Source organism: Photorhabdus aegyptia (genome assembly GCF_000612035.1).
Taxonomy (GTDB): Bacteria; Pseudomonadota; Gammaproteobacteria; order Enterobacterales; family Enterobacteriaceae; genus Photorhabdus; species Photorhabdus akhurstii.
In genome coordinates, this window is sequence record NZ_JFGV01000010.1 from 92,176 (window position 1) to 107,681 (window position 15,506).

Genomic DNA, 15,506 nt, shown 5'->3' on the forward strand with positions numbered 1-15,506 from the left:
ACCTTTACTTCTTGGCTGTTTTAGGTGCCGCTTGTAATGGATTCGCTAGAAAATAGTTGCGCAATCCTCGATGGATAGCACTTGCCAGCTTATCCTGAAAATCATTGGAACCAAGCAGTGTTTCTTCTGCTGAGTTACTGATAAATCCCGTTTCCACTAAAATTGAAGGAATATCCGGTGAACGTAACACTCCTAAGCTAGCATGTTCTGGTGAACGTTTATGTAATAAGCCGACTTTACGCAACTCACTTAAAACCTGTACTGCAACGTTATAACCCACCCGTTGGGAGTGACCGAATTGCAGATCCAGCACCGCCTGGCTTAGGTAGGGATCGGTACCATTTGCCAATGCATCTCCTGCGCCACCCAGTAACTCAGACTGTTTCTCATGCTGCTCAAGCCAATTACCCAATTCACTGTTTGCACGCTTGTTTGACAACACCCAGACAGAAGCACCACGCGCACTACGATTAGGGGCTGCATCTGCATGAATAGAAACCAACATATTCGCGCTATGTTTACGCGCAACCTCAGAACGACCAGCAACAGAAATAAAATAGTCTCCGTTACGGGTCAGAACGGGTTTAAACATAGGATCATTGCGTAACAATGTTTCAAGTTTGCGCGCCACACTGATAGTCACATTCTTCTCTTTCAATCCACGTTGCCCAATCGCACCAGGGTCTTGACCACCATGTCCTGCATCAATAGCGATAACGACTCGCTGACTGCCCTTAGAAGTTGCCTGCAAAGCAGCCTGTTTGGTCGTCTGCAATTTGTTGTTAGTAAGTGATGGTTTACTCGTAGCTGCTTGTGAACTCTCTCTAAAAACAGACTTACCCGTCGATACCCCAGAAGCCCGCAGGGTAAAAATCACCCGATATTCACTACCCGACCGCTGTACTATAGAATTGACTTTAACTTTATTATTTAGTTCAAATACAATGCGTTTCTTTTGTCGATCAGGTGCCTGGCTGGAACGGATTTTCCTCACTAAATCCTGCCCCGGTAGATTCATGGGTAAACCAACAATTTTTTCTGATTGATGGATATCTACCACTAAACGCTCTGGCGAATGCAATGGAAAAACACTGTAATTAGGGCGACCACCTGAAAAAACCATCGTCACTTTAGATTCATTTATGCTGTTACTGACGTGAATATTGGATAAAGTCGCCGCTGTTGCGGTTGTTACCACTAAACTGTTTATCATAATAAACAGCCAGCCCATTACCATAAAACTGACTTGCCATTTCTTTATTATTTCTGCGACTAAAGGACGCGTCATGGTCAGGTGATCTCTTATAAATATTTCAAATTATCTAACAGGCTCTCGCCATATTTAGACAAAGCAATAAAATGTGCCTGTCGCCCTTCTGGCTGGTAACTCAAATGTAATTCAATATCTGCGTCCGGTAATACGCCTTCTCCTTGCTGAGGCCATTCCACTAGACAAATGGCATCTTGATGGAAATAATCACGTATTCCCATAAATTCCAGCTCTTCCGGATCTGCCAATCGGTAAAGATCGAAATGGTAAACCGGCCTCGGTATTAAAGCATAAGGCTCAACCAAAGTATAAGTTGGGCTTTTTACATGCCCTTTATGACCTAAGGAGTGCAAAAAACCGCGGCTAAACGTAGTCTTACCAGCCCCCAAATCACCATATAAATAAATTACACTACCACTATTACAGGCAGCAGCAACCGCGCTTCCAAGAGAAACTGTCGCATCTTCATCTTTAAGTGATAAAACAAGTTCTTTCATCGAATAATATCTGTTGTTTTATTAATTCATCAGCCAAAACGATAACCCTAACACACCTCTATTATCAACATTTAACATCTTCTGCTCAGTTTCATTATCAAACCCACTATTTTTGGCTTGAAACAAATTATGCTACACTGCGACGCCTTGCAGTATAAACCGATTTCCATCATGACAACGCCTCTCGATCTTAATCTTTTAGCCGCCAATATCAAACAATGGGGTCTTTCTCTTGGTTTCCAACAAGTTGGCATTTGTGATACTGATTTATCGGTAGAAGAGACAAAACTTCAGGAATGGCTAGATAAACAATATCACGGAGAGATGGCATGGATGAAACGCCACGGCATGATGCGTGCTCGCCCGAATGAACTTTTACCAGGAACACTGAGAGTTATTAGTGTAAGAATGAATTACCTCCCTGCTAAAGCTTCTTTTGCCAGCACGCTAAACGACGCCGAACTCGGTTATATCAGCCGTTATGCTCTAGGAAGAGATTATCACAAACTACTGCGCCAACGTCTTAAGAAACTAGGGGAACAAATCCAAAACTACTGCCATGACTTCGAATATCAGGGAGTCCTTAATTTTCGACCTTTTGTTGATTCAGCACCCATAATGGAACGCCCACTCGCCGCCAAAGCCGGATTAGGCTGGGTCGGTAAACACTCACTTATTCTTAATAGAGAAGCTGGTTCATGGTTTTTCCTCGGTGAGTTGCTGATTAATCTTCCCCTGCCGATAGATCTTCCACAAAAAGAGCAATGTGGACGCTGTGTCGCCTGCATGACAACCTGCCCAACCGGTGCAATTATCGCCCCTTATACTATTGATGCCCGCCGTTGTATTTCCTACCTCACAATTGAATTAGAGGGTATTATTCCTGAGGAATTTCGTCCACTGATGGGAAATCGTGTTTATGGTTGCGATGACTGCCAGATTATTTGTCCTTGGAACCGCTTTTCCCAATTGACAGATGAAGATGATTTCAGCCCTCGTGCAATATTACATACACCAAAGCTATTGGATTTATTCAATTGGAGTGAAGAGAAATTCTTACGGATAACGGAAGGTTCTGCAATTCGCCGCATTGGTTATTTACGCTGGCTACGCAATATTACTGTTGCTTTAGGAAACGCACCCTATCAATACGATATCGTTCTGGCTCTGCAACAAAAACTTGGATTAAACACCATGCTAGATGAACATATTCATTGGGCTATTGAACAGCAAATCATTCGCCGTAAAACGAATACTATTAATGTACAAACACCACAACAGAAACGACTTATTAGAGCGATAACCAAGGGCTTGCCCAGAGATGCTTAATTATTAGCCATCTCTATAACGCATAAAAAGATTCAGATAATTTTCCTGTGAATAAAATAAAAACCCCTTGCTGATCAATGCTCAAAAAAAGCGCAAGTGATCAATATGACATTTCTTAACAAAGGATCATTCCGAAAAACTATCAACGAGTTACAAAAGGAATACTCATTTTATAACATTCAAAATCAGAAAAATTTAGACGCAACAGCCTGTGGATAAGTCTGTGTGATAATTTTAAAGCATCATACTTATTTACTGAGAAACCAGCTTCCGAGCTGTGGATAAAAAATAGAAATCTGTACTATGAAGATATAACCCAAAAATCAAATCTAAAATAAGTGAGCACAACTACTGAGGAAGAAACTTGGAGCGGGAGATAAATTCTTTGAATATCAGCTAATTCATTGATTCAACAGATATTTTTCCCATACCTCACTGACGAAAGGAGTGCATTATGTACTACCCAAAAACGTTTGGCAAGCAGAAGTTGAAAAAATATTTTGCAATTAAAGAATAGTACTTTCTTTACCCCTATAAATACCACACGATGAACTGAGTACCATCAGGACATAAGGCTGGCTACCGATGTCAAAAAAGACAAAGAATATACACCCAAACAATACCCCTTTAGGCATAAACATCACACAATATCGGTGCAACCAGCGCACAGATTCAGACATTCAACCAAAGCCTTCGCTTGATCCACTGTTATTCCAGTGAGATTCTTTTTACGTGATCAAGGAAGATTTGAACAACCATAGGAATCAATAAGCAAGCAATTTTCATGTGCGCCAATCATATCGGATGTCGCGCAACGGTTGCATGCAGATAACAGTCAGATAACTCACTAGCAATGAGGATTGAAGAATGAAAAGATTTACCAAAATTGCAGTAGGTTTTCTAGCGTTAACCACGGCTCAGATCTCCTTTGCCGCTACCAGCATGTGGTCACAAACGAGCCGTGCCCCAAATGTTTATGCTGCTGGCTACACCAACTCAAATTTCTTTACCACGCCCTCTTCGGTACCGACAAGGGCAACTATCACGACAGTATCTTGGAATATCGGTTTATATAGCAATGGTGCGACAACTCAGACTTTCAACGTTTGTTACACCCCACGATATTCATCCACTCCATCGCAATGCCTGGATGTCTCCGGCGCCCTCAATAGCACCACAAATGCCTTTAGCGGCCATGATGCCAAAGGTTCCTTTAGAATTAGCGGGATTCTCAACGGAGGTACTTACCCCGTTTACCCGTCCCATTACAATATGATCAAAGTTGATTATCAGTATTAAGCAACCCGACCTGAAGCCGCATGGCTTCGGGTCATTGATAGGAAAGTTACTTTAGACAATTCTTTCGCGTTTCAAGAGCAATATATGCTAGCGGAAGGAGGTAGCGTGCTATAAAGCTGAGCTCATTCACTAACGAGTTCTCTGGAAGCCAAGGAGACAGCCGAACTCACCATACGAAATTTTTTAGTCGCCAATGCGATAAATGCTTTAGTGGCCGGTGATGATTGACGTTCATCAAACACAGCCAACCCGACATGTCGTTTCACTTTTGGATTCAGCGCTTTCTTGACATAGCGAACATCACGAGCCAGCGGCAGAGATGACTCGGCAACAATCGTCACCGCATCCCCACGTTCAACCGCAGCCAAAGTACTTAACAATTGAGACGTCCGATAACGAATATTAGGTTGCAATCTTGCCGATAAAAAAAGCCTGGAAACCAGTTCAGCCGATCCCGCTTCTGTCAACGCGAATGGTCCAACACACAGATCTTTCAACGTTACCGAATCCTGCAATACCAAAGGGTGATCTATCGGCAACAAAGCCACCATCTGATCTTCAAGAATCGGGTAAGTGTCGAATTGATCTTCCGGCAAGGTCACAAATCCCACATCCACTCGTCTATCCATAAGCCACTGCACAACCTGCCTGTCTGGTCCCTCATCAATATGGACCTCAATGCCGGGGTAAAGCCTGCGATAATCGGCCAGTACCTTTGGCAACAGCCATAAGGATGAAGTCGGTCCAAACGACCCGATTCGCAACGTACCTCGTTTCATCCCCCGAGCATCCGCGGCCTCTTGCCGCATGGTCTCAGCCAGACCAAGAATGGCCTGGGCTTTTTGTAGCAGACTTTCTCCTATATCTGTCAGTTCGACAACTCCTTGATGCCGATGTAGCAGCTCTACGCCAAGCTCCTGTTCAAGGAGTCTGATGGCATGGGAAACCCCAGACTGAGAGATCTTGAGTTGGGCCGCAGCCAAGGTAAAGCCCTTCCGTTCAGCAACAACAGCAAAAATTTCGAGCTGAGTTAAAGTCATTATCTCCCCCTTGAGTAATCACTCATTTCCGCATGATCATACATCTGAATAAGTATATGCAATGCGGATATAAAACAGTAGGCGAGGCATGCTCGCCGAACGCTCAACAGAGTTTCCAAACCATAATTAATTAAAAAAGGGGGATTTTATGAGTTACCCATGGCCTTCTGATGGCTCATCTTCCATATGGCCGGAGATAAACAGCACGTTCTTATCCCTCCGTGGATTTTCAGACGAATTTATTCCAATGAATGACACTCAGCGAACCTACAAAAAACTCCTGATGGGATTTGATGCAATCACCTCTTGCGAGATGAAAGAACTTTATAAATTTAAAATCACATTAACTCAAATGAACGAGCACGACCTCTCTCTCCCCGAGCTTTGTCTTATCCATAAGGCATTCAGCGCATGGGTGAAATTTGATTACGATAACGCGAGATCGCTTCTGACCCAACATATTCGAGCATACCCATCGGATATTGTCGCGCTCTTCTTTATTCACATGCTTGATTTCTGCACTGGCAAAACAACCAACCTGAGGTCTCTTCTGCTTTATTGTGACGAACACATTCCTGGCACTCACTACCTCTATCCATATTATCTTTCCATAAAATCATTCGTCCTTTGTGAAGCTCAATGTTTTGATGATGCCTTAGAGGTTGGTTTTAAATCTGTTAAATTAATGCCGGACAATATCTATGGCATTCATGCTGTCGCACATGCCCTGCACGAGCTAGGTCGCTGGAAAGAACTTTGTCACTTCCTGATCAACTGCAAAGAACATTGGATAACCAATGCCGGAATGGGAATGCATGTATACTGGCATCTCGCCATTGCGTATGAACGATCCGATGAAATCACGCTGGCATTGCAAGCTTTTGATGAATTATATGCGCTAAAAGACAATCCATTTGCTAAACAAGATTTGGACGCCGTAGAATTCTTGTGGCAACTTAGGCTCAAATCTGCCGACACTAACTTCCAACCAATATGGGAACGTCTTGCTGTTCTTTGGACAGGCAGCATCAGCTCATCCACCTCTTACTTCCACAAAATACATGCAGCACTCGCTTTTTCTGCAACAAATCAGTCTTTTCTTATTGAGAAGCTGATCGCGGAAAGCGATGGATTTGGCATCGAACCAGACACACATTCCACAGGGATAGACGTCCTTAAAGCGATCTTATTATTTACATCTAGGCACTATGAGGAGTGTCTAAATAAACTTCGTCTCAGCTATGAAAAATGGCCATTATTGGGAGGTAGCCGCGCTCAACGTGAAATATTGGAACAAACGATGGAATACGCCGCCTTGAAAGCATCCTCCACCCTATAAATTGCGACATTGACAAACATGAAAAGCAACCACGCATCAACGCAGTCGGTCAACAACTACTCAACCTATATCAAGCTGTCTCTTGTGGCTATTATCTGGGGCGGAACATTTGTTGCAGGTCGATACATTTCTGTCGAGACACCTCCCTTGTTATCAGCAAGCCTCAGATTTATTCTTGCGGGCATAACGCTCATTATCTTCCTCGTTTTATCAGGAAAAATGTTCGTCAAGATTAATCTATCCCAACTATTGAAAATCATTGGACTGGGCCTCTGCGGAATATACGCCTACAACCTTTTTTTCTTTTATGGTCTGCATCACACAACTGCCTCCAGAGCTTCACTTATCGTGGCACTAAATCCAGCAGTAATGGCGATTTTTTCATATTTCTTTTATAAGGAAAGACAATCGTCACTGAAAATACTGGGAATTATTCTTTGTCTGCTCGGAGCAATGATCGTAATTTTTAGCAAAACGCCACAACTGACAATTGGAGAAGAAGATAACTGGTTGGGTGACACTTTGATCTTTGGCTGTGTTTTAAGCTGGGTTGCTTATAGCGTCTTCTGCAAGAACATTGTGAACCAAATCGGCCCGCTACACACCGTTACATACTCCATCCTGGCAGGCGCTATCATGCTAGCGGTAACGACCATTTTAACAGGTCAAATGAGTTTATCTGCAATACATGCATTATCCATGACTGATCTCTCCAGCTTACTTTATCTTGGCGCAGTAGGTTCAGCGGTGGCCTACATCTGGTATTACGACGGAATCCAAAGAATTGGTTCCACTCGCTCCGGTGTATTCATTGCGCTTAACCCTTTGACCGCGGTATTGCTCGGCGCAGTACTATTAGACGAGAAATTAACATTCCCAATGTTCATCGGCGGCGCTCTCGTCATCGGAGGTATCCTGATCTGCAATAAGAGATCAACCGGTAAAAAACTTATTCCACCGGAACCTAAATCTAAGATCAATCATATAGTAAAAGCAAAGAATTACAGGAAATAAGCCAGAAATCTCATCCTATCGACGCTTTGGTACAAACAAAAGCGTCGATCTTGCTGAGACCTGATGGCAAACCTGATCTCTGAACCTAAGAACCATGAATGTAAGAGACTTCAATAGATATTTATATAGCAAAAATGGGAGCGGAGAAATGTAATTCATAACCTCTTTCTAAATAAGCCAAAAAATAATAATGAGTGAAAACAACAAAAATCTATAGTCACCCTCTTTTCTAAAATCAGCATTTGCTTAATTGGCAAGGTGATTTTATAATCAATCAGTTGACTTTTTATAGTCTCTATTTAGTCCTTTTTGATGTGAGGGATTCTATGCGTTATTCAGAACAGATCAAACCCATTAGCTACCTAAAAGCCAATGCAGCTACGGTGATGACGACACTCGCTGAGTCCCGTTCACCGATGATTATTACACAAAATGGCGAAGCAAAAGCGGTGATTCAAGATATTGCCTCTTATGAGCAGACTCAGGAAACTATAGCGTTGTTAAAGATTTTAGCTTTAGGACAACGACAAGTTAAAGCAGGTGAAGTCACACCAGTAAAAGAGGTGGTTCAACGCTTAAAAAATAAAGGGAAGTCCACCTAATGCCATATCATGTAATGCTGACTAAAAATGCCGAAGCAGATTTAGAGGACATTTACGATTACATTGTCGAAAATGACAGTTCAGAGAAAGCTGATTATGTATTGGATCAGTTGCTGAAAATAACAGACAGTCTGGCTAACTTTCCTGAAAAAGGCAATTATCCCAAGGAGTTGCAGGAGTTAGGGATCCGCGACTTCCGCCAAACATTTTTTAAACCTTATCGGGTTATTTACCAAATCACAGGTAAACAGGTGGTAATTTTTGTGATTGCTGATGGTCGGCGGGATATGCAAACCCTGCTTACGCACCGGTTGCTAAGTGTATCTGCATGATAAGAAAGACTTGGAGCGGGAAACGAGACTCGAACTCGCGACCCCGACCTTGGCAAGGTCGTGCTCTACCAACTGAGCTATTCCCGCATTACTGACTGGTGATCACCTGAAATAATATATCAATCCCAAGAAATCAATTGTGAATCTAAACTTGGAGCGGGAAACGAGACTCGAACTCGCGACCCCAACCTTGGCAAGGTTGTGCTCTACCAACTGAGCTATTCCCGCGTCACTGGCTGGCTAATAATAACCAGAACAACATACTGATTCCAAACCAAAATTTGGAGCGGGAAACGAGACTCGAACTCGCGACCCCGACCTTGGCAAGGTCGTGCTCTACCAACTGAGCTATTCCCGCATATCTTTTAGTACGCTATCCATACCTTATGAAATTCTTCATCGGTATGGGGAGCGCATTATACGAAAAATCGTTGCGCCCGCAAGCCCTTCAACACAAAAAAACAAACTTTCCGGTCAAATGACGATTTAAACGCCAACGCAGGTTAATTAATCATCACACCAAACTTGCATTATCATACCAACAGAAAATAAAACTTTCTGACTCACAGTTGAATAAAATGTTCCCGATAATAGGCTAACTCAGCAACTGATTCACGAATATCATCCAGCGCCTGATGAGTATTCTGCTTCTTAAACCCAGCAAGGATTTCCGGCTTCCAGCGACGGACTAATTCTTTAAGTGTGCTGACATCCAAGTAGCGGTAATGAAAATAAGCCTCCAATTCTGGCATATAACGAAACAAGAAACGCCGATCCTGACTCACGCTGTTACCACAAATAGGGGAAGCACCTGCCGGAACCCATTTCTCCAAAAATTCAATCGTCGCTTTCTCTGCCTCACGATCATCAATTTTACTTGCTTTAACACGTTCAACCAGCCCACTGCCCGTATGAGTGCGCACATTCCATTTATCCATCAGAGCCAGTTGTTCATCAGACTGATGAACCGCAATGACTGGCCCTTCCGCCAGGATATTCAAATTCGCATCGGTGACAATTGTCGCAATTTCAATAATGCGATCCCGCTCGGGATCTAAGCCCGTCATTTCCAGATCTATCCAGATAAGATTGTGCTCACTTTTTGACATGTTATATCCTAGATTGGAGAGATAGTTCTTATTAATGGTGTATCATAGCGCTTTTAAGTAATAACAGCGATATACCCAATGGATTTCAAGATGCATCGCGACGGCAAGGGAGCGAATCCCCGGGAGCATAGCTAACTATGTGACCGGGGTGAGTGAGTGCAGCCAACAAAGAGGCAACTTGAAAGATGACGGGTATAAATGTAGAACAAGTGAGGTTCGGTGGCTAAGCATAAACTATCCAAAGGCCAGCAACGGCGGGTACAGGCAAATCATCAACGCAGGTTGAAAAAACAGGATAATAAACCTGAAATGGATGATAGCCAGTTAGGTGAACCTCAAGAAGGGCTGGTTATCAGCCGTTTTGGCCAACATGCTGATGTCGAGGCAGCAGACGGTTCTATACAACGTTGTAATATTCGCAGAACTATCCGCTCATTGGTCACTGGCGATCAAGTCGTATGGCGTCCTGCGCTGCAAACACAAGCCGATGTTAAAGTAAATGGTATTGTTGAAGCCGTTCACGAACGTACTTCCGTACTTACGCGGCCTGACTATTATGATGGTATTAAACCTATCGCCGCCAATATTGACCAAATAGTGATTGTGTCAGCCATTCTTCCTGAACTGTCACTCAATATTATCGATCGCTACCTTGTCGCCTGTGAAACACTGGGCATTGAGCCATTGATCGTATTGAATAAAATTGATCTGTTGGACGAAGAAAGCCGTGAATGGGTCAACGAAATCATGTCCACATACCACAACATTGGTTACAGAGTATTGAAGCTCTCAAACCATACTGGCGAAGGTATGGAAGAATTAACGAAGATGCTCGCAGATCGAATCACTATTTTTGCCGGTCAGTCTGGTGTAGGTAAATCAAGTTTACTCAATACACTCCTGCCAGAAGATGAAGCAGAAATTCTGGTCAATCAGGTTTCAGATGTCTCCGGTTTAGGTCAACACACCACAACAACGTCCCGTCTTTATCATTTTCCACATGGCGGTGATGTTATTGATTCTCCTGGTGTTCGGGAGTTTGGCCTGTGGCATTTAACACCGGAGCAGATAACTCAGGGTTTTATCGAATTCCGTGATTATCTGGGCGGTTGTAAATTCCGTGACTGTAAACACCGGGACGATCCAGAGTGTGCGTTACGGAAAGCAGTGGAAGATAACGAAATAACTCAAGAACGCTTTGAGAATTATCACCGTATTCTCGACAGTATGGATCAAATTAAACCACGCAAAACTTTTACAGATCACGATAGCTAACTGACATTAAATGAAAGGGCGGGTACAATACCCCCTTTTGTCTAATTTTGCCAATAGAATCCAAGAGGTTGACGTGCTGGATAACATTAAAATCAGGTTGCATTATTTACTGCCTAAACAGGGAATAACTCACCTGGCAGGCTGGTTTGCCAACAAAAAAGCTGGCTGGTTAACTCAACTAGCAATCAAAGCGTTTGCCCGTGTTTATAAAGTGGATATGAATGAAGCGAAAGCGCCTGAGTTTTCAGCATACACCACATTCAATGAGTTCTTTATCCGCCCATTAAAAGATGATATTCGCCCAGTTGTCAGCAATGAACACCAATTAGCACTACCTGCTGATGGTACTATCAGCCAGTTAGGCAATATCCGGACATACCAGCTCCTTCAAGCCAAAGGGCACCACTACACGCTTGAAGCTCTACTCGCCGGTAATCATCAATTGGCAGAGATATTCCGTGATGGGCAGTTTGTAACGACTTACTTATCACCTAAAGATTATCACCGTGTACATATGCCTTGCGATGGATTACTGAAAGAGATGATCTATGTCCCTGGTGATCTATTCTCTGTCAATCCATTGACTGCCGCCAACGTGCCAAATCTGTTCGCTCGTAATGAAAGAGTCATCTGTCTGTTTGACACTCAATTTGGGCCAATGATACAGATTCTGGTTGGTGCAACTATCGTCGGCAGTATTGAAATGGCTTGGTGTGGTACGGTTACACCACCACGGGAAGGCATTATCAAGCGCTGGACTTACCCCGAAGCCGGTGCAACTGGCGCAATTTCTTTCAAGAAAGGGGAAGAAATGGGGCGTTTCAAATTGGGTTCTACCGTCATTAACCTGTTTGCATCAAATCAGGTACAGCTAGCCGGGCATTTGAGCAGTGGCTCCACAACCCGCATGGGCGAACTGTTAGCCCAAGCGATCATACCTGACGAACCTACTGACAACATAAGCTAATCCCTTTCCAAGGAGAGCCCTTTATCGTGCGCCTGATTATCAGCTTATTGCTTAGCCTGATCATTATTAGTCCAGTTCTTGCTGCGATTCCACTTGATGAAAACCAGCTCAAACAAGAACTGAAACAAATCGAATCCAGCAAAAACCCACAGGATGCAGAAGTTGCTCAGGCGCTGCAAGGCGCTCTCAATTGGATTGCTGATACTAAATCTGCTAATGACAGAACGCAGAAATATCAGACCGCCATTGATGATTTTCCTAAAATCACGAAAGAACTTCGTCAAAAATTACTCTCTGAAAGTGATACGCCTCGTCCAATTCCCGCTAACCAACCCATTGCAAGCATTGAGCAACAGATCATTCAAGTCAGCAGTCGGTTGCTAGAACAAGGGGGGCAATTACAGCAAGAGCAGGACAAAGGACGGGAAATCAGTGACTCTCTAGTACTATTACCGCAACAACAATCAGAAGCGCGACGCCTGCTAACTGATGCATCCTCTCGCCTACAATCATTAGGAACACCATCTACTCCATTAGCAGAAGCTCAATTTGCCTTAGCTCAAGCCGAAGCCAATGCGCACAAAGCAACAGTCAATGAACTTGAAATAGCTCAACTCTCCGCTAACAATCGGCAGGAAATTTCCCGTATGCGGGTTGAACTGTTCAAAAAGCGCTATCATCGACTTGATCTTGAGCTGCAACAACTCCGCAGCCAACTTAATGCACAACGCCAGCAAAAAGCAGAATTAGCCTTAGAACATACCGAGATGCTGGCGGAACAAAGCGACCAGCTACCAAAATTTCTGCTTGATGAATTACAACTGAACCGGAACTTATCTCAAGAATTAAATCAGCAAGCACAGCGAATGAATATCATCGGCTCAAAGCAGCGACAAGCCGCCAGTGATATTATTCAGGTCCGGCAAGCATTGAATACCATTCGTGAACAGGCGCAATGGCTCGGCGGCTCCACAACACTCGGAGAAGCGCTCCAAACTCAGCTTGCCCGCTTGCCTGACATGTCTAAACCACAGCAACTTGATCGGAATATTGTCAAATTCAGGGTCGATCGTCTGAAATACGAAGACATGCTGGATCAGTTACAAAAAGACACAAAACCCGTACAGCAAAGCAACGTTGCGTTAACTGCCGAACAAGAGCGGATTTATGATTCTCTTACCCGCACCCGCAAAGAATTACTCAATTCATTATTATCTGGCTATGACAGTGAAATCCTTGAATTGACCAAACTGAAAGTCGCTACCAGTCAGCTAAATGATGCGCTAACAGAAGTTAAAGAAGCCACACACCGTTATCTATTCTGGGTCGCGGATGTTAATCCTGTTTCGCTCAATTACCCAATCAGTGTTGTACAGGATCTGACTCGTCTATTATCGCTGGATACTTTCTCTCAGTTAAGCGGCGCCCTGATCGTCATGCTGACCACTCAGGATACGCTGCTGTACTTATTTGGCACGCTATTCCTGGTTGTATTCAGCATCGGCTCTCTCCGCCATTATTACGCATTCCTTGAACGCGCGAGTAACCGTATCGGCAAAGTCACCTATGATCACTTTTCCCTCACTTTACGTACCGTATTTTGGTCGGTTGTTGTCGCGTTACCTTTGCCGATGCTCTGGTCTGCAATTGGCTATGGGCTGCAAAGCGCCTGGCAGTATCCTATGGCGACGGCTATCGGTTATGGCGTCAGTGCTACGACGCCCGTTCTATGGATCTTCATGCTGAGCGCCACTTTCGCCCATCCAAATGGATTATTCATTGCCCATTTCCGTTGGCCGGAAGAACGCGTCAAACGGGCTTTACGATTCTACCAGCTATCTATCTTCGCTATTGTGCCGTTGGTCATGGCATTGATAACTTTTGAACATTACAGTGATCGAGAATTTGCTTCCACACTCGGCAGGCTCTGCTTTCTCATCTTGTGCGTCTCCTTAAGCCTGATCACTCATAGCTTGAAACGGGCAAAAATCCCGCTCTATCTGGATAAAAATGGCTCCGGCGAAAATGTTATCAATACCGCTCTCTGGTGGATTTTACTCTCTGCGCCGATAGTCGCAGCGCTAGCTTCCATACTGGGATATTTCAGCACATCACAAGCATTGCTGGGGCGTTTAGAAACTTCCGTTGCTATCTGGTTCTTCCTGCTGGTTGTTTACCATATCATCCGGCGTTGGATGCTGATTCAGCGACGCCGTATTGCCTTTGACCGGGCAAAACAACGACGGGCAGAAATTCTGGCTCAACGAGCCAAAAGCGAGGATGACTCAACGGGTTCAAGCAGTATCGAAGGTGCCATCGAAGTTGAGGAACCCATTATTGATCTGGATGCCATCAGCGCTCAGTCATTGGGATTGGTCCGTTCAATTCTGACTCTGCTTGCCTTGGTTTCACTCATTTGGCTGTGGTCAGAACTTCATTCCGCTTTCTCATTTCTAGAAAATATCCGACTGTGGGATGTCACCACGACAATAAACAATGTAGAAACTGTTCAACCCATCACCGTAGGTTCTGTCTTGATTGCTATCTTGGTGATTATTATCACCACTCAACTGGTGCGTAACCTGCCCGCACTGCTTGAGTTGGCCTTACTACAGCATTTGGAACTTACACCCGGTACCGGCTTTGCCATCACTACACTCACCAAATACACCATTACTTTGATTGGTGGTCTGGTAGGTTTCTCTCTGATTGGTATTGAATGGTCAAAATTACAATGGCTTGTTGCTGCATTAGGGGTTGGATTAGGGTTTGGCTTACAGGAGATCTTCGCCAATATTGTTTCCGGCCTGATGATATTGTTTGAAAAACCGATCCGTATCGGCGATACCGTGACTATCCGCAACCTGACCGGCAGCATCACCAAGATCAATACACGAGCAACAACCCTTTCGGACTGGGATAGAAAAGAGATCATCGTTCCTAACAAAGCCTTTATTACTGAACAGTTTATTAACTGGTCATTATCTGACACCATCACTCGTGTCGTGCTGACAATTCCTGCACCGGCAGAAGCTAGCTGTGAAGAGGTTACGCAAATCCTGTTAACCGCCGCTAAACGCAGCACTCTGATCCTTGATAACCCGGCGCCTGAAGCCTATCTGGTTGATCTTCAACACGGTATTCAGATATTTGAATTACGTATTTATGCTGCTGAAATGGGGCATCGCATGCCTGTCCGCCATGAAGTCCATCAGCTTATTTTGCAAGGATTCCGCGAACACGGCATTACTCTGCCATTCCCGCCATTTCAGGCGAGTATTGATGTCATTGGTCGGGATATTCGCAGCGCGACGACCAATATGTCAGGCCGTAATCCGCCACGTCAACCGGGTAGTTTGTAAGACAATGAAGTACTGAGCATCCGTACTTGAATCAACTGGCTCTATTTCAAGCAGAATATGGCCTTTTACCG

14 protein-coding genes and 3 tRNA genes are annotated in these 15,506 nt (G+C 44.1%); 9 read left to right on the forward strand and 8 right to left on the reverse strand.

The genetic code is table 11. The annotated features are described in order from the left end of the window. Positions 1 to 4: 4 nt before the first annotated feature. Positions 5 to 1,288 (reverse strand): N-acetylmuramoyl-L-alanine amidase AmiB, encoded by a 1,284-nt coding sequence (gene amiB, locus BA1DRAFT_RS04780; RefSeq protein WP_051560663.1) that lies wholly within the window; start codon positions 1,286 to 1,288, stop codon positions 5 to 7. A gap of 14 nt (positions 1,289 to 1,302) precedes the next feature. Then, complete coding sequence (tsaE, locus tag BA1DRAFT_RS04785; RefSeq protein ID WP_036776614.1) at positions 1,303 to 1,767, reverse strand: tRNA (adenosine(37)-N6)-threonylcarbamoyltransferase complex ATPase subunit type 1 TsaE; 465 nt, start codon at positions 1,765 to 1,767, stop codon at positions 1,303 to 1,305. Positions 1,768 to 1,938: 171 nt separating this feature from the next. Between tsaE and queG the strand changes: the two genes are divergently transcribed. Next, on the forward strand, positions 1,939 to 3,096 hold the full coding sequence (gene queG / locus BA1DRAFT_RS04790) for a tRNA epoxyqueuosine(34) reductase QueG (RefSeq protein WP_036776655.1): 1,158 nt from the start codon (positions 1,939 to 1,941) through the stop codon (positions 3,094 to 3,096). 506 nt (positions 3,097 to 3,602) lie between these two features. Here the strand turns inward: queG and BA1DRAFT_RS23465 are convergent. Continuing rightward, complete coding sequence (locus BA1DRAFT_RS23465; RefSeq protein ID WP_160169988.1) at positions 3,603 to 3,776, reverse strand: hypothetical protein; 174 nt, start codon at positions 3,774 to 3,776, stop codon at positions 3,603 to 3,605. 187 nt (positions 3,777 to 3,963) lie between these two features. On the opposite strand from BA1DRAFT_RS23465, the gene BA1DRAFT_RS04795 reads away from it, so the two are divergent. Then, the gene (locus BA1DRAFT_RS04795; RefSeq protein WP_036776617.1) at positions 3,964 to 4,395 is read left to right on the forward strand and encodes a flagellar protein FlhE; all 432 of its coding nucleotides are present in this window, start codon (positions 3,964 to 3,966) and stop codon (positions 4,393 to 4,395) included. Positions 4,396 to 4,517: 122 nt separating this feature from the next. Here BA1DRAFT_RS04795 and BA1DRAFT_RS04800 read toward each other — a convergent pair whose 3' ends face one another. Beyond that, positions 4,518 to 5,435: a LysR family transcriptional regulator gene (locus BA1DRAFT_RS04800; protein WP_036776621.1), complete on the reverse strand. Its 918-nt coding sequence runs from the start codon at positions 5,433 to 5,435 to the stop codon at positions 4,518 to 4,520. A gap of 148 nt (positions 5,436 to 5,583) precedes the next feature. On the opposite strand from BA1DRAFT_RS04800, the gene BA1DRAFT_RS04805 reads away from it, so the two are divergent. The 4 genes from BA1DRAFT_RS04805 (at position 5,584) to BA1DRAFT_RS04820 (ending at position 8,722) form a co-directional block, all read left to right on the forward strand. After that, positions 5,584 to 6,774, forward strand: coding sequence for a tetratricopeptide repeat protein (locus tag BA1DRAFT_RS04805; protein WP_036776623.1), 1,191 nt, complete (start codon positions 5,584 to 5,586; stop codon positions 6,772 to 6,774). A gap of 18 nt (positions 6,775 to 6,792) precedes the next feature. Further along, positions 6,793 to 7,788: a DMT family transporter gene (locus BA1DRAFT_RS04810; protein WP_036776624.1), complete on the forward strand. Its 996-nt coding sequence runs from the start codon at positions 6,793 to 6,795 to the stop codon at positions 7,786 to 7,788. 326 nt (positions 7,789 to 8,114) lie between these two features. Next, entirely contained in the window at positions 8,115 to 8,390 is a 276-nt protein-coding gene (locus BA1DRAFT_RS04815) for a type II toxin-antitoxin system Phd/YefM family antitoxin (protein ID WP_036776626.1), read from the forward strand. After that, positions 8,390 to 8,722, forward strand: coding sequence for a type II toxin-antitoxin system RelE/ParE family toxin (locus tag BA1DRAFT_RS04820; protein WP_036776629.1), 333 nt, complete (start codon positions 8,390 to 8,392; stop codon positions 8,720 to 8,722). Before BA1DRAFT_RS04815 ends, BA1DRAFT_RS04820 begins: the two co-directional genes overlap by 1 nt. Positions 8,723 to 8,733: 11 nt before the next feature. Here the strand turns inward: BA1DRAFT_RS04820 and BA1DRAFT_RS04825 are convergent. The 4 genes from BA1DRAFT_RS04825 to orn all read right to left on the reverse strand — a co-directional run bounded on the left by BA1DRAFT_RS04825 (position 8,734) and on the right by orn (position 9,831). After that, positions 8,734 to 8,809, reverse strand: a tRNA-Gly gene (locus BA1DRAFT_RS04825). A 65-nt stretch (positions 8,810 to 8,874) separates the two neighbouring features. Further along, positions 8,875 to 8,950, reverse strand: a tRNA-Gly gene (locus tag BA1DRAFT_RS04830). Positions 8,951 to 9,004: 54 nt separating this feature from the next. Continuing rightward, positions 9,005 to 9,080 (reverse strand) — tRNA-Gly (locus BA1DRAFT_RS04835). Positions 9,081 to 9,285: 205 nt separating this feature from the next. Further along, positions 9,286 to 9,831 (reverse strand): oligoribonuclease, encoded by a 546-nt coding sequence (gene orn, locus BA1DRAFT_RS04840; protein WP_036776631.1) that lies wholly within the window; start codon positions 9,829 to 9,831, stop codon positions 9,286 to 9,288. A 219-nt stretch (positions 9,832 to 10,050) separates the two neighbouring features. Between orn and rsgA the strand changes: the two genes are divergently transcribed. The 3 genes from rsgA to mscM all read left to right on the forward strand — a co-directional run bounded on the left by rsgA (position 10,051) and on the right by mscM (position 15,435). Next, a complete protein-coding gene (rsgA, locus tag BA1DRAFT_RS04845) occupies positions 10,051 to 11,106 on the forward strand; it encodes a small ribosomal subunit biogenesis GTPase RsgA (RefSeq protein WP_036776634.1) in 1,056 nt (351 codons plus the stop codon). A 73-nt stretch (positions 11,107 to 11,179) separates the two neighbouring features. Next, positions 11,180 to 12,073, forward strand: coding sequence for an archaetidylserine decarboxylase (gene asd / locus BA1DRAFT_RS04850; protein WP_036776638.1), 894 nt, complete (start codon positions 11,180 to 11,182; stop codon positions 12,071 to 12,073). A 26-nt stretch (positions 12,074 to 12,099) separates the two neighbouring features. Further along, entirely contained in the window at positions 12,100 to 15,435 is a 3,336-nt protein-coding gene (mscM, locus tag BA1DRAFT_RS04855; RefSeq protein ID WP_036776640.1) for a miniconductance mechanosensitive channel MscM, read from the forward strand. Positions 15,436 to 15,506: the final 71 nt, after the last annotated feature.